General features: G+C 58.8%; 14 protein-coding genes. 10 read left to right on the top strand and 4 right to left on the bottom strand.

Annotation, left to right across the window (positions count from 1 at the left end; translation table 11 throughout):
* The first annotated feature begins 50 nt into the window (after window positions 1–50).
* Genes urtB through urtE form a run of 4 tightly spaced genes read left to right on the top strand, consistent with a single transcriptional unit; the run spans window position 51 to window position 4,601 of the window.
* Window positions 51–1,994 carry an urea ABC transporter permease subunit UrtB gene (gene urtB, locus BM225_RS09380; RefSeq protein ID WP_072709287.1) on the top strand — a complete coding sequence of 648 codons (1,944 nt, stop codon included), beginning with the start codon at window positions 51–53 and terminating at the stop codon, window positions 1,992–1,994.
* A gap of 4 nt (window positions 1,995–1,998) precedes the next feature.
* Window positions 1,999–3,168: an urea ABC transporter permease subunit UrtC gene (gene urtC, locus BM225_RS09375; protein WP_072709285.1), complete on the top strand. Its 1,170-nt coding sequence runs from the start codon at window positions 1,999–2,001 to the stop codon at window positions 3,166–3,168.
* Complete coding sequence (gene urtD, locus BM225_RS09370; RefSeq protein ID WP_072709283.1) at window positions 3,165–3,902, top strand: urea ABC transporter ATP-binding protein UrtD; 738 nt, start codon at window positions 3,165–3,167, stop codon at window positions 3,900–3,902. Before urtC ends, urtD begins: the two co-directional genes overlap by 4 nt.
* A gap of 3 nt (window positions 3,903–3,905) precedes the next feature.
* On the top strand, window positions 3,906–4,601 hold the full coding sequence (urtE, locus tag BM225_RS09365) for an urea ABC transporter ATP-binding subunit UrtE (protein WP_072709281.1): 696 nt from the start codon (window positions 3,906–3,908) through the stop codon (window positions 4,599–4,601).
* 53 nt (window positions 4,602–4,654) lie between these two features.
* On the opposite strand, the gene BM225_RS09360 is transcribed toward urtE, so the two are convergent.
* Window positions 4,655–5,167 carry a DUF6985 domain-containing protein gene (locus BM225_RS09360; protein ID WP_072709279.1) on the bottom strand — a complete coding sequence of 171 codons (513 nt, stop codon included), beginning with the start codon at window positions 5,165–5,167 and terminating at the stop codon, window positions 4,655–4,657.
* Between the two features lie 370 nt (window positions 5,168–5,537).
* Between BM225_RS09360 and pnp the strand changes: the two genes are divergently transcribed.
* Window positions 5,538–7,670, top strand: a complete 2,133-nt coding sequence (gene pnp, locus BM225_RS09355) for a polyribonucleotide nucleotidyltransferase (RefSeq protein WP_072709278.1) — start codon at window positions 5,538–5,540, stop codon at window positions 7,668–7,670.
* Between the two features lie 116 nt (window positions 7,671–7,786).
* Here pnp and BM225_RS09350 read toward each other — a convergent pair whose 3' ends face one another.
* The gene (locus BM225_RS09350; protein ID WP_072709276.1) at window positions 7,787–8,434 is read right to left on the bottom strand and encodes a peroxiredoxin; all 648 of its coding nucleotides are present in this window, start codon (window positions 8,432–8,434) and stop codon (window positions 7,787–7,789) included.
* Window positions 8,435–8,567: 133 nt separating this feature from the next.
* Between BM225_RS09350 and BM225_RS09345 the strand changes: the two genes are divergently transcribed.
* Both BM225_RS09345 and BM225_RS09340 read left to right on the top strand, forming a co-directional pair.
* A complete protein-coding gene (locus tag BM225_RS09345; protein ID WP_072709274.1) occupies window positions 8,568–9,995 on the top strand; it encodes an aldehyde dehydrogenase family protein in 1,428 nt (475 codons plus the stop codon).
* 42 nt (window positions 9,996–10,037) lie between these two features.
* Window positions 10,038–11,081, top strand: coding sequence for a serine/threonine protein kinase (locus tag BM225_RS09340; RefSeq protein WP_092464212.1), 1,044 nt, complete (start codon window positions 10,038–10,040; stop codon window positions 11,079–11,081).
* A gap of 3 nt (window positions 11,082–11,084) precedes the next feature.
* On the opposite strand, the gene BM225_RS09335 is transcribed toward BM225_RS09340, so the two are convergent.
* On the bottom strand, window positions 11,085–11,732 hold the full coding sequence (locus BM225_RS09335) for an RluA family pseudouridine synthase (RefSeq protein ID WP_072709270.1): 648 nt from the start codon (window positions 11,730–11,732) through the stop codon (window positions 11,085–11,087).
* Window positions 11,732–12,187: a GAF domain-containing protein gene (locus BM225_RS09330; protein WP_072709268.1), complete on the bottom strand. Its 456-nt coding sequence runs from the start codon at window positions 12,185–12,187 to the stop codon at window positions 11,732–11,734. Before BM225_RS09330 ends, BM225_RS09335 begins: the two co-directional genes overlap by 1 nt.
* A 213-nt stretch (window positions 12,188–12,400) precedes the next feature.
* On the opposite strand from BM225_RS09330, the gene BM225_RS09325 reads away from it, so the two are divergent.
* The 3 genes from BM225_RS09325 to BM225_RS09315 all read left to right on the top strand — a co-directional run bounded on the left by BM225_RS09325 (window position 12,401) and on the right by BM225_RS09315 (window position 14,800).
* Window positions 12,401–12,751 carry an STAS domain-containing protein gene (locus tag BM225_RS09325; RefSeq protein WP_092464200.1) on the top strand — a complete coding sequence of 117 codons (351 nt, stop codon included), beginning with the start codon at window positions 12,401–12,403 and terminating at the stop codon, window positions 12,749–12,751.
* On the top strand, window positions 12,741–13,160 hold the full coding sequence (locus BM225_RS09320; RefSeq protein ID WP_072709266.1) for an ATP-binding protein: 420 nt from the start codon (window positions 12,741–12,743) through the stop codon (window positions 13,158–13,160). Before BM225_RS09325 ends, BM225_RS09320 begins: the two co-directional genes overlap by 11 nt.
* Window positions 13,161–13,222: 62 nt before the next feature.
* Window positions 13,223–14,800, top strand: coding sequence for a gamma-glutamyltransferase family protein (locus tag BM225_RS09315; RefSeq protein WP_072709264.1), 1,578 nt, complete (start codon window positions 13,223–13,225; stop codon window positions 14,798–14,800).
* Window positions 14,801–14,824: the final 24 nt, after the last annotated feature.

Raw genomic sequence — 14,824 nt, 5'->3', positions numbered from 1 at the left:
GTGCCCCCTCTGACCCCTTACGCCCTCCTCAAAAACCGGCGGCTTTTTCCATGAAACGACTGTTCTTTGCGTGCCTTGCCGTGCTGGCTTGGGCCTCGGTCGGTCATGCCGAGGGGCCTTTGCAAGACATCCTGCAAGAGCACCGCGCGCTGATCGAAAAACCTTCTCGCAAAACCATCTCTCCGGCGATTGACGATATCGCAGCCAGTGGCCTGGATCAGGCCCAGCGTATGTTGCAGGCTTGGGAAGCCAAGAACCTTTGGCAGCGCACCGAAGATGGCCTGTTCTATATCGGCACCACCAGCGGCGACGCCCTGACGCTGATCGACGTGGACACTGGCGAAGAGCTGCCCGAGACAGACAAATCCGCCGCTGATCAGTTGAAGCCCAACGCGGGCGTCCGCCGTCTGATTTCTAGCGCACTGGTCCAGTTTCAGCTGTCCGACCCGAACGAGACTCGCCGCCTTGAGGCACTGGAGTCCATCGCACGCCGCCCCGAAGAAAGTCATCTTGCGCCGCTCCAAGCCTCGATCGAGGGCGAAGAGAACCGCGCCATTCGCGCCCGCAAAGAGCGTCTGGTCAAGCTGTTGTCGATCGCCTTTGCCGACACGCCCCAAGCCCAGATCGAAGCGATCGAAGGCGTTTCAGGCGATCTGAACCTCGAAGTGCGTGCGGCACTGAACCCCTTGCTCGCGACGACCCGCAAGGTCAGCGACGTGATCCCTGCAGGCGAAAATGTGGCCCACGTCATGCGCCTTGGCGAAGATATCTCGCGCGATGAGGCCTATGCCGCGCTGGTCGAGGCTGGCTATGCAACGAAGCGCCTGACCCCCGCTGCGATCAAAGATATCCTTGCCGCGAACATCGTGGATGGTCAGGTCGGCGGCGTACCCGTTGCGGATCTCGATACACCTGAAGCCCGCGACGAAGCCTATCGCGCTCTGGCTGCCGCAGGCACCGTGCCCCCCTTCGTTTCTGCCGAAGAGGTGGACGAGAAACTGCGCACCCATGTTATCTACGACGCCTACAACGAGCCCAACGGCGATGTGACCAAAGCCGCTCAATCGGCACTCAAGGCCATCGATCTGAACGTCGGCCTGAACCAAGCCGCGGACCTTGGGCTGGACGCGTTATCACTGGCGTCGATCTACTTCCTTGCCGCGATCGGTCTGGCCATCACCTTTGGTGTGATGGGCGTGATCAACATGGCCCATGGCGAATTCATCATGATGGGCGCCTACACAGGCTACGTGGTTCAACAGGTCATCCCGAACCACACCCTGTCGCTGGTCGTGGCGCTGCCGCTGGCATTCGTGATCACCTTTGCCGCCGGTGTCGCGATGGAGCGTCTGGTCATCCGCAAGCTCTATCACCGCCCCTTGGAAACCCTGCTGGCGACCTTCGGCATCTCGATCGCGCTGCAGCAGTTGGCCAAGAACATCTTTGGCACCCAAGCCCGTCCCCTGACCGCCCCCGGTTGGCTGGATGGCGCGTGGGTGCTGAACGATGTGGTATCCATCAGCTATATCCGCATCGCGATTTTCGTCTTGGCTCTGTGCTTCCTGTTCCTGTTCCTCTTCATCATGAAGAAGACCCGCTTGGGCCTCGAAACCCGCGCCGTCACGCAAAACCCGCGTATGGCGTCGTCCATGGGCATTAACCCTGACAAGGTGAACATGCTGACCTTCGGCCTCGGCTCTGGCATCGCAGGTATTGCAGGCGTCGCGATTGGCCTATTCGCCAAAGTGACCTCGGAGCTCGGCAACGACTACATCGTTCAAAGCTTCATGACCGTTGTGGTTGGCGGCGTCGGCAACATCTGGGGCACCCTAGCTGGTGCGGCCATGATCGGCACACTGCAAAAGGGGATCGAATGGCTGAACCCGTCCAACACTTTGGCGGCTCAGACCTTCATGATCATCTTTATCATTATCTTCATCCAGTTCCGCCCCCGAGGGATCGTTGCCCTCAAGGGCCGCGCCGCAGGAGATTGATCCGATGGGTAAGTCTTTCCTCAAAAACCACCCGACCATGCTGGTCTTTCTGGCCCTGCTTGCCCTGTTCACGCTGGCAATTACGGTCTTCTCCGAAGCGTACGGCTCTGGCCTTGTCTCGACCAGCTTTGTGAAAACATTGGGCAAGACCCTGTGCCTGTGCCTCGTGGCCATCGCGATGGACGTGATCTGGGGCTATGCGGGCATCCTGAGCCTCGGGCACTTCGCCTTCTTTGGCCTTGGCGGCTACATGATCGGCATGTGGCTGATGTACGAACGCACCAAAGAGGTCGTCCTGCGCAGCCTTGAAAACCAGACCATTCCGCCGACCGAGACAGAGATCAGCGACGCCATCGCCACGCAGATTTTCGGCGTGGTCGGCAGCTCTGACTTCCCGCTGATCTGGAGCTTTGCGCACAGCCTGACCCTGCAACTGATCCTCGTCGTGGCCGTCCCCGGTATTCTGGCGCTGATCTTTGGCTGGTTGGCGTTCCGCAGCCGCGTCACCGGTGTTTACCTGTCGATCCTGACTCAGGCGATGACTTTGGCGCTGGCGCTGTATCTGTTCCAAAATGACAGCGGACTGCGCGGCAACAACGGCCTGTCGGGCCTGCAGAACCTGCCCCACGTCACCGCCCCCCAGTCCGAGATTTCGATGTGGTTCCTCTGGGCCTCTGCGGCGGCGCTTGGCTTTGGCTACGTGTTCTTTACCATGATGCTGTCGGGCAAGTTTGGCATGGTCGTCAAAGGCATCCGCGACAACGAACAGCGCGTGCGGTTCCTTGGCTATGAGGTCGAGCATTACAAGCTGTTCCTGTTCACCGTGACCGCGATTGTGGCCGCTGTGGCTGGCGCCCTGTATTACCCTCAAGCCGGCATCATTAACCCTGCCGAGATTATGCCAATAGCCTCGATCTATTTGGCCGTTTGGGTCGCGATTGGTGGCCGTGGTCGTCTGTACGGCGCGGTGATTGGCGCGGCGTTCGTCAGCCTGCTGTCCACTTGGTTCACTGGTGGTCAGGCCCCCGACATCCCGCTTGGGTTCTACACCATCTCTTGGGTGGACTGGTGGCAGGTCCTGCTGGGTGTCAGCTTTGTGCTGGTCACGCTTTACGCCCCCAAGGGAATCGGCGGTCTGTTTGACCTGCTGAAACGCAAGGAGGTGCAGAAATGAGCACCCTTCTCGAAGTCTCCGGCGTCTCGGTCAGTTTTGACGGGTTCAAGGCGATCAACAATCTGTCCTTCCAGATCGGCAAGGCCGAACTGCGGGCGGTGATCGGCCCCAACGGCGCGGGTAAAACCACGTTCATGGACATCATCACCGGCAAAACCAAGCCCGACGAGGGCCGCGTGATCTGGGGGGATCGCTCGATCTCCTTGCTTGGGATGTCCGAAGCCAAGATCGCCCAAGAAGGCGTCTGCCGAAAATTCCAAAAACCCACAGTGTTCGAAGACCAAAGCGTCCGCGACAATCTGATGATGGCCCTCAAACGCGGCCGCTCTGTCTGGGACGTACTGAAGTACCGCCCCGGTGCGGACAACGCGCGACTAGAGCAGCTGGCCGACGAAATTGGCTTGCTGAGTGAATTCTCGCGCCCGTCCGGCGAACTCAGCCACGGACAAAAGCAGTGGCTCGAAATCGGGATGCTGTTGGCCCAAGACCCGCAACTTTTGCTGGTGGACGAACCGGCTGCGGGCATGACACCGGCAGAGCGGGAACACACCACCAATCTGTTGGTCGAAGCTGCCAAAACCCGCGCGGTTGTCGTGGTCGAGCACGATATGGAATTCATCCGCCGCCTGAACTGCAAGGTCACCGTGCTGCACGAAGGCTCGGTTCTGGCCGAGGGCAGCTTGGACCACGTGACCTCGAACCAAGAAGTCATCGACGTATATCTGGGGCGCTAAACGATGCTGAATGTGAATGATCTGACCCTGCACTACGGGCACAGCAAAATCCTGAATGGCATTTCGATGACGGCCCAGACTGGCGAAATCACCTGCGTCATGGGTCCGAACGGTGTCGGCAAAACAAGCCTGATCAAAGCGATCTCTGGCACGCATCCGCGCTCTGGTGGCACTGTGTCTGTGGATGGAGAGGACTTGTCGGTCCTGCCCGCCCATGCCTTGGCACAAAAGGGCGTCGCGATTGTCCCTCAGGGTCGCGACATCTTTCCCTTGCTCACGGTAAAGGAAAATCTGGAAACCGGTTTTGCCTGCCTGCCCAAGGAAGAGCACTTCGTCCCCGACGAAATCTACGAGCTGTTCCCTGTGCTGCAAAAGATGACGGCCCGTCGTGGCGGTGACCTGTCAGGCGGTCAGCAACAGCAGCTAGCCATCGCCCGAGCGCTGATCACCAAGCCGAAGCTCCTGCTGTTGGACGAACCAACCGAGGGTATTCAGCCCAACATCATCCAGCACATCGGCGAAGTCATCAAACATCTGCGCACCCAAGGCCAGATGGCGATTGTACTGGTCGAACAGTATTTCGACTTTGCTTGGGATCTGGCCGATCAGTTCGTGGCCCTGCGCCGCGGCGAAGTCATTCTATCAGAGCGCAAGACCAACACGACACGTCAGCAAGTTCTCGACCTCGTCTCGGTCTGAAACAAAAAAGCGCGCCAAATGGCGCGCTTCCTACAACTTTGATGGCACGCAGACTATGCGCCGCCAGCAGCAATCAAAGTGCCATCTGCGTCGAAAAGGATGGCCACACCGAACTCGGTATCCCACGCACACTCTCCGAAAACGCCGACCATCAGGCGCGATTCGCCGTCTGCATTCGACGCACGCACGATCTGAACTTCCTTCATCCTCACGGCATTCATCACGTTAGCCGGGCCGGTCGGCGCGCGCTGCCCGAAAAACTTACGATTCATCAGCGCCTCACTATCGCAAAGATCCTGAAGTGTTGCGAATTGAGAGAGCGATGCTTCTAGTCTCTCGCATGCTGCCTGCCACATACGTTCCTGAATTTCATGGAGAATCTCTGCGGATACTTTTTCCAAGTTTTTCAGGGCAAAACAGGCGTCTTCCGAAAATACTTCGTCCGCATAAGACGAAACAGGCAGGATTTCACCATCCAAAAACGCTAGCTGAACGACTGCAGGGGGATAGGAGATAGCCGCAATATTCTGAGTTGCAGCAATTGGCTGAAACGCACTCTGACCCATAATTATTTTACTCTTATTATCACTACTCTGTAAGCCTGCGTTATATATACACAGATTTATTTACAGGAGTCGTCAGTTTTCCTGACCATTTGGATATTTTTATGATTGTTGCGGACTTTCCACGATTTACCGCTCAGGAAAGATGCAGATAGCAACAAACGCGAGGTGCACCCAAGTTTGCTGACGCAGGGGTGTTCAAACGATCTCTTTCCCCAAAGACCGAATTCGTGTAAGGCGGCGCAATCTGAGACGTGGTGCGCAGACCTCCGCACTGTGAAAGTGAATGATGATTGAGGTCGGCGGCAATGGGGCCGCCATGCAAACGGGAGCCCCAAGAGGGCTTGGAAGAGCTCCCAGCTAGGATACGCTGATGTTCAACGAATTCAAAAAATCTATGCAGTGGGGCGAAGAGACCCTCACGCTGGAAACCGGTAAGGTTGCCCGCCAGGCAGACGGTACCGTGATCGCCACCTTGGGTGAGACCTCGGTTATGGCGAACGTGACCTTTGCCAAAGAGGCAAAGCCGGGTCAGGACTTCTTTCCCCTGACCGTCCACTATCAGGAAAAATACTACGCAGCCGGTAAGATCCCCGGTGGCTTTTTCAAGCGCGAAGCGCGTCCCTCGGAAAAAGAGACCCTGACCGCGCGTCTGATCGACCGTCCGATCCGCCCGCTGTTCGTCTCGGGCTTCAAGCACGAAGTTCTGGTGATGTGCACCGTGCTGAGCCACGATCTGGTGAACGACCCCGACGTCGTTGCGATGATCGCTGCTTCGGCTGCTTTGACCATTTCGGGCGTTCCCTTCATGGGTCCGATCGCTGGCGCACGCGTTGGCTTCTCGAATGGCGAATACGTCCTGAACCCCTCGGTCGAGGATATGGATCATCTGCGTTCGAACCCGGAGCAGCGTCTGGACCTGGTCATCGCCGGCACCAAAGACGCCGTGATGATGGTGGAATCCGAAGCTTACGAGCTGACCGAAGAAGAAATGCTGGGTGCCGTTCAGTTCGGCCACGACGCAATCAAGCCTGTTGTTGATCTAATCATCAGCCTGGCTGAAGAGTGCGCGAAAGAGCCCTTCAACTTCGTCGCGCCCGACTACAGCGAACTGTACGCCAAGGTCAAAGCCGCTGGCGAAGACCAGATGCGCGCAGCCTTCGCGATCAAGGACAAGCAAGAGCGCGTCAACGCAGTAGCTGCGGCACGTGACGCTGTGAAAGCAACCCTGACCGAGGAAGAGCTGGAAGACAGCAACCTGGGTTCGGCGTTCAAGAAACTGGAAAGCTCGATCCTGCGCGGCGACGTCATCAATGGCGGCGCACGTATCGACGGCCGTTCGAACACCGACGTTCGCGCGATCTCGTCCGAAGTTGGCATCCTGCCCCGTACCCACGGTTCGGCTCTGTTCACCCGCGGCGAAACTCAGGGTCTGGTTGTGACCACTCTGGGCACCGGCGACGACGAGCAGATCATCGACGCCCTGCACGGCAACTCGCGCTCGAACTTCCTGCTGCACTACAACTTCCCTCCCTACTCGGTTGGTGAAGTAGGCCGCGTTGGTTCGCCCGGCCGCCGCGAAATCGGCCACGGCAAACTGGCATGGCGCGCGCTGCAGGCGGTTCTGCCCGCGGCAACCGACTTCCCCTACACCATCCGCGTTGTATCTGAGATCACCGAATCGAATGGCTCGTCCTCGATGGCGTCGGTCTGTGGTGGCTCGCTGTCGATGATGGACGCAGGCGTTCCGCTGACCGCTCCGGTTGCTGGCGTCGCGATGGGTCTGATCCTGGAAGAAGACGGCCGCTTTGCGGTTCTGACCGACATTCTGGGTGACGAAGACCACCTTGGCGACATGGACTTCAAAGTTGCAGGTACCGAAAACGGCATCACCTCGCTGCAGATGGACATCAAGGTTGCAGGCATCACCGCCGAGATCATGAAGCAGGCTCTGGCTCAGGCCAAAGACGGCCGCATGCACATTCTAGGTGAGATGTCCAAAGCACTGACTTCGGCTGGCGAATTCTCGGTCCACGCACCGCGTATCGAAACCATGCAGATTCCCACCGACAAGATCCGTGAAGTGATCGGTTCGGGCGGCAAGGTCATCCGCGAAATCGTGGAAACCTCGGGCGCGAAGGTCGACATCAACGACGACGGCATCATCAAGATCGCATCGTCGAACGGTGAAGCCATCCAAAAGGCCTACGACATGATCTACTCGATCGTGGCAGAGCCCGAAGTTGGCAAGATTTACAAAGGCAAAGTCGTGAAGATCGTCGATTTCGGCGCCTTCGTGAACTTCTTCGGCAAGCGTGACGGCCTCGTGCACGTCAGCCAGCTGGAAGCACGCCGTGTGAACCATCCTTCGGACGTTGTGAAAGAGGGTCAGGAAGTCTGGGTCAAACTGCTTGGCTTCGACGATCGCGGCAAAGTCCGTCTGGCGATGCGCGACGTTGATCAGGAAACTGGTGAAGAGATCGCCAAGGAAGAAAAAGCCGACTAATCGGTTCTTTCCCCCGAGATTTGAAGGCTCCGCTTTTGCGGGGCCTTTTTCTTTCGGGGTCCACAAAAAAGGCCCCGCATCGCTGCGAGGCCCCTTTGAATTTCCGCCAGCTGTAATCAGACTTTGGTGGTCCGGATGTAGGGCAGCTTCTGTTCGAACTCGCCAAACTTCTCTTTCGCTTGCTCGTCATTCAGCGACAGCGCGATGATCACGTCCTGACCCTCGGTCCAGTTCGCGGGGGTCGCCAGAGGCGCGCCCCAAGTCTTCTGCAGAGCATCAACGGCACGCAAAACTTCGGCAAAGTTGCGACCCACGGACATCGGATAGGTCATCGACAGCTGCAGCTTCTTGTCAGGGCTGATGATGAATACCGAACGCACGGTGGCGCTGTCGGCAGGGGTACGGCCATCGGGCAGGTACGCATCTGCGGGCAGCATGTCGAACGCTTTGGACACCTCTAGGTCGCTGTCCGCGATAATCGGGAAGCCAGCCTTGGCGCCCGACCAAGTCTCGATGTCGCCTTTCCACGCCTTGTGCTCTTCGACGCCATCGACCGACAGGCCGATCACTTTGACGCCGCGCTTTTCCCACTCGTCGGCCAGCTGCGAAACAGCGCCGAATTCAGTAGTGCAGACGGGGGTAAAGTCTTTGGGGTGCGAGAACAGGATCGCCCACGAATCTCCAATCCAGTCGTGGAACGAGAACTCGCCCTGATCGGTTGTCAGCGTCAGGTTAGGCACAATATCATTAATGCGCAGGCCCATGGAAATACCCTCCTTAGGTCATGGAAATTTCTGTTGGCCCCATACGTAGGAATTTACCTGCGCGGCGTCACCCCCTCTCTTGCCAGAACCGGTCATGAGTGACACATTGCCGCCAACTCTAAGGAGAAAAATTATGATCAAAAAACGCGAATTCTATATCGACGGTCAGTGGGTGTCTCCGGTTCAGGCCAATGATTTCGACGTGATCGACCCTTCGACGGAAGAGGTTGCAGCCGTTATCTCGTTGGGAAGTCAGTCGGATACAGACGCTGCGGTCGCCGCTGCCAAGGGTGCCTTCCCTGCATGGTCGGCACTGCCGCTTGCCGAGCGCGTTAAAGTGATCAAAAAATTCCTCGAAATTTACAACGCACGTGCTCAGGAAATGGCAGACGCCATAACAACCGAGATGGGCGCGCCGCTGGATTGGGCACTCGAAGAGCAGGTCGGCGCAGGCACGTGGCACACCGAAGGCTTCCTTGAGGCGTTGGAAAAGTTTGAGTTTGAACGCCGCTATACGGACACCGAGATGCACGTGCTGGACCCCATCGGTGTGGTCGGTCTGATCACCCCCTGGAACTGGCCGATGAACCAGATCTGCCTCAAAGTGATCCCCGCGCTAGCGGTCGGCTGCACAATGGTTCTGAAGCCTTCGGAAATCGCGCCTCTCTCTGGAGTTCTGTTCGCTGAAATGCTGCATGAGGCGGGTGTTCCCGCTGGCGTCTTTAACCTCGTGAACGGCGATGGCCCCGGTGTTGGCACCCAGTTGTCGACCCACCCCGACGTCGCAATGATCAGCTTCACCGGCTCGACCCGCGCAGGCATTGCGATCAGCAAAGCCGCCGCCGACACGCTGAAGCGCGTGAGCCTCGAACTCGGTGGCAAGGGCGCGAACATCGTCTTTGCAGATGCGGACGAGAACGCCGTGACTCGCGGCGCGATGCACTGTTTCAACAATTCGGGCCAGTCGTGCAACGCGCCGACCCGTATGCTGGTGGAACGCTCGCGCTATGATCAGGCGGTCGAGGATGCGGTGAAGGCCGCTGAAACCCGTGGCGTCGCGTCGGCGCACGAGCACGGCACCCACATCGGGCCCGTCGTGAGTGATCTACAGTACGGCAAAATTCAGGACCTGATACAAAAGGGCATCGACGAAGGCGCCCGTCTGGCCGCTGGTGGCACAGGCCGTCCCGCCGGTCTAAACCGTGGGTATTTCGTGCGTCCCACCGTTTTCGCGGACGTGACCAACGACATGACAATCGCGCAGACCGAAATCTTTGGCCCAGTGCTGTCGATTATCCCCTTTGACACCGAAGAGGAAGCGACCGAGATCGCGAACGACTCACCTTATGGCCTGACCCACTACGTCCAAAGCCAAGACAACGCCAAGCGGATGCGCGTCGCGCGCCGTCTGCACGCGGGCATGATCCAGACCAATGGTCAGGGCCTCGCCAAGGGCGCGCCCTTTGGCGGCGTCAAAGCGTCGGGCAATGGGCGCGAGGGTGGCCACTACGGTCTGGAAGATTTCTGCGAAGTGAAGGTGATTACCGCCTACGCCGACTAACGGATGTTGCGCGATCCGCGCAGGCAGAATACTCAGGCGGGCATGAAAACTTTGCCCGCCGATACCCAGTTTGTGCAGGAAACTGTACACAAGCGTGACCCCTTCTCGGAAACTGTCTCTGGCTATGCCGCGGACGATCCCAATGAAAAGCTAGTCATGCGCCGCCTTGGCTCTTTGCCGCTTTGGTCCCGCTGGATCGGATGGGCGCTGGCCCGCAAGGAAATCCGTGGGCTGAAAGCGGTCGCTGGCATTGAGGGCACCCCCCAACTGATCCGTGTGGACCGCGAGGGCATTCTGCGGACATGGAGCCACGGCACCCCCCTTCAGCTCGCCAAACCCAAAGACGCCGCATGGTACAAGGATGCCAAGCGTCTGCTGCGCGAGATGCGCAAGCGGGGTGTGAGCCATAACGATCTTGCAAAGCCGCAGAACTGGTTGATGACCCCCGATGGCCGCGCCAGTGTCATCGATTTCCAGCTAGCTGCTGTTCATAACAACCGTGGGCGATTGCACCGAATTATGGCCTACGAGGATCTACGCCACCTGCTGAAGCAGAAACGGAAATACGCGAAATCCCTTCTGACCCCTGCCGAGAAGAAGATGCTAGAGCGCCGCGCGCTGCCGTCACGCATCTGGATGGCGACAGCCAAGCCGCTCTATAACTTCGTGACCCGCAAACTGATGAACTGGTCCGATGGCGAGGGCACCGAAAACCGTGTCGCCAAAGAGGGCCCCGCCCTGCGCGAAGAGCTGATGTCCCATCCGCGCGTACAAGACGTCGCCTTCGCGACCTTTGCTCTGCCCGCACGCGGCGTCGGTCTTTATGGCTTTGTTGAAACCGATCTGGATCAGTCCATTGTCCGCAGCTTCATCCCTGAGAAGCGGGTTGAGCATCTGCAGGCCGTCATGCGACTGCCGCGAGGCATGGATGGATCTATCCGCAGCGACATCCTGCAACTGGTCGCCATGAACCGCGCCGAAGAGCTTCAGATGGTGATGGAGCAGGACTCAGCCTTGGCCGAAACGCTGCGCCCAATCGTCAATGAACGCCTAAATCTGACGGACCGACAACTGCGCGGATCGTAACGCCTAGAATGGTGCTTTGGCGCGGAATTTCAGCCCGCGTCCGTCTTCGGGGTGCTTCAGCTTGAGCTCCTCGGAGTGGAGCATCAGACGCGGAAATGCCAGCGCCTCCCCGTCAGCATAGAAGGGATCCCCCAAGATCGGATGCCCGAGCGCCAGCATATGCACGCGCAACTGGTGACTTCGGCCAGTTTTTGGCATCAACCGCATACGGGTTTCGTTGTCGCCGCGCTTCGTTACCTTCCATTCCGTGACCGCTGGTTTGCCGTTCTCGTGGTCCACCATCTGCTTGGGGCGGTTCGGCCAATCCACAATCAGCGGCAGGTCGACAGTGCCTTCATCGCCCTCGACATCGCCATAAACGCGGGCAACGTAGGTTTTCTTGGTCATCCGCTTCTCGAATTGCAGACCCAAGTGCCGTTGCGCTGCGGGCGTCTGAGCAAAGACCATCACACCCGAGGTATCTCGATCCAACCGATGCACCAGTAGCGCCGTCGGAAAGACCGCCTGCAAGCGGCTGATCAGACAGTCTGCCAGATGCTCACCCTTTCCGGGCACGGACAGCAGGCCGCTTGGTTTGTTTACCAGGATGATATGCGCGTCTTCGTGCAGAATCTCGAGCGGTTCAGAAGGCGGATTGTAGGCGTCACTCATCACAGATGCCCGAAAGTCGCGGCAAGGATCGCTGCCAGTTGGTCAGCGTCCTGCTGATCAAAAGCATCTGGCTGATTGCTGTCGATATCCAGTACGCCTATCACGTCGCCAGCCTTATTGAAGACCGGCAGAACAATCTCTGACCGCGTGCTGGTCGAACACGCGATATGTCCGGGGAATGCTTCGACATCCGCGACCAGTTGGGTTTGCTGAGTCCGTGCCGCCGCACCGCATACACCGCGCGAGAATGGAATCACCAGACATCCGTGGCCGCCTTGGTACGGCCCGATTTTCATCAGTTCCGGCTCTGTAACGCGGTAAAACCCCGTCCAGTCAAAACGGTCATCTGCATGATGCAACTCGCAGGCAAGAGTCGCCATCAGCGCAACCTCGTCGGTTTCGCCGCTGGTGAGGGCAGCGATAGTCTTTGTCAGAGTCTCGTAATCTGCGCGCATTGGGCCTCCGATCCGTCGCGCGCCGTGTGATGGCACGCGGATTTGACTGTGATCTCTAATATCCGGACCCGATATCGCGATTTGGCAAGAATCGCCAGCCATCGCGTCGGGCGCCTTGCTCGTGGTGCATTTGCCTCAAATCGTTTGGAAAAGCCCTGCCGCCGGTTCTGAATTGATTAACGAACCGCCCGTAGCGTGACCGAGGAACCACTCATGGAGGGGACATTGGACCTGACTCATACTGATTACCCCGGTCTGCGCGTGATTCACGTGGCGGCGGGTCGGATCGATTCCGCAGCAGCCATCCAGTTCAAGGATCAAATGCGCGAATTGACCCACGACTTGGACTATCGGGCCGTTTTGGACCTGCGAAACGTCAAATTTATCGACTCGAGCGGGCTAGGGGCGATCGTTGCATCGATGAAGCAGATGCCATCGGGCATTCGACTGGATCTGGCCGATCTACAGTCGGACGTCGCGCGCGTTCTGCGCTTGACCCGTATGGATAAGGTCTTTGTCATTCACGAGGCTCTGGATACGGCGGTGGCTCCCAATGGGATCTAGGCATAGCGCGCAGTTCAGTTGCGAGGCCACAGCACTCGCCGTGCGCCACACGCTGGAAGAGTTGACGGGGCGGCTTGCGGATTGGGCCGTACCGCCTGACCCGCGGGTCGAACTGGCCGTGGCAGAAGCGATGAACAACATCGTCGAGCATGCCTACGCGGACAATCCCACCGGCCGTATCCGGCTGGACCTGGAATTGCTGCCCGAGGGCGTCTCGATCGCGTTGTCCGACCGCGGTGTCGCCATGCCAGACGGCGCCGTTCCCGTTGGATCGATGCCCGCACCGGAAACCCTCCCCGAGGGCGGCTGGGGCTGGAGCCTGATCCACGCCTGTTGCGACGGTCTGCACTACGAACGGGTCCAAGGTGCCAACGAACTGACCATGGTTTTCCAACAGGTGGAAATCTAGGCTCGGACAGCTTGGCTTCTGGATCACGCAAGGTACTCTTGCCCCAATATCAGGGAGGTATCATGCGCGATTTTCATCAACCCGGCCGGTCCATGGTGATCGCCACGAACGGGATGTGCGCAACATCGCATCCGATCGCGGCTCAAACTGCCGTCAGCACGCTGCAAGCTGGCGGTAATGCGATGGACGCTGCGCTCTCGGCAGCGGTTCTGCTCGGCATTGCCGAGCCGCAGATGACCGGCATCGGCGGCGACTGCTTTGTCCTCTTTAAACCCTCTGGCTCCGAAGATGTGCTAGCGCTCAACGGATCGGGCCGCGCCCCGGCAGGTACAAGTGCCGCCGCCCTTCGCGAGAGGGGGCTTAGCACGGTCCCCACCGAAGGCGCAGATCCGGTTACAATTCCTACCGCAATGGACGCCTTTTGCCGGCTGAATGCAGACTGGGGCCGCATGACGCTTGGCGATGTTCTGGCCCCCGCCATTCGCTATGCGGACGAAGGGATTCCGATCGCGCCGCGCGTTGCGTTCGACCTCGCCAAGGATGCGCCGCGCCTCAGCGAATCGGGTCGGCGCCACTATTTGATCAACGGAGAGCCCCCGCGCGCTGGCCAAATCTTCCGCGCACCCGGTCAGGCAGAAGTCCTGCGCAAGGTCACACAACAGGGTCGCGACGGCTTCTACACAGGCGAAGTCGCCGAGGATATGGTCAACACTCTGCGTGCCGCCGGTGGATGCCACACGCTGGATGATTTTGCCAACGCCGAGGCAAATTACACCACGCCGATAAGCAGCGCGTACCAAGGAATCGAGCTACTAGAGCATCCGCCAAACGGCCATGGCGCGACCGCAATGCTGATGCTGAACATCCTGTCCAAGTTCGATCTGCCGTCGATGGGCCTGCTCAGCGCAGATCGCGCCCACGTCGAAGCCGAAGCCGCGAAACTGGCCTACGATACCCGCAACCGCGTGATCGCGGACCCTGACCACTGCGCGCGACTGGACCACATGCTTTCGATGGAGACGGCGGATAAATTGGGGGCCCTGATCCAGATGGATCAAGCTCTGCCCATGCCCGCCCCTAGCGCCGAAGCGATCCATAAAGACACGATCTACATCACTGTCGTGGACAAAGACCGGATGGCGGTGTCCTTGATCTACTCGATTTTTCACGGCTTCGGCTCGGGACTCGCGAGCGATAAATTCGGAATTTTGCTCCAGAACCGTGGTGCGGGTTTCACGCTGGAAGAAGGCCACCCGAACGAACTTGCGCCAGGTAAGCGCCCGCTGCACACCATTATTCCTGGAATGCTCCGCCGCAATGGCAAGGTTCTGATGCCCTTTGGCGTCATGGGCGGGGCCTATCAACCGAACGGACATACGCGCCTGATCACGAACCTTCATGACTTTGGCTTGGACGTCCAAGAAGCATTAGACGCACCACGCAGTTTCGCGGACGGGCAAACCATGCAGATCGAACGCGGGTATTCAGAAGAGGTAAGAGCCGATCTAGCACAGCGCGGCCATAATGTCGTTGTGCCCGAGACGCCCTTGGGCGGCGGACAGGCGATCATTTTGCGAGAGGATGGTTTGCTAGAAGCCGGCTCGGACCCGCGCAAAGACGGATGCGCTCTTGGCTACTAACCGATCAAAGCCTCGCCCATCTGG

This window comes from Donghicola eburneus (genome assembly GCF_900115865.1).
Lineage (GTDB): Bacteria > Pseudomonadota > Alphaproteobacteria > Rhodobacterales > Rhodobacteraceae > Donghicola > Donghicola eburneus.
This window is presented reverse-complemented; position numbering and strand designations above follow the sequence as displayed.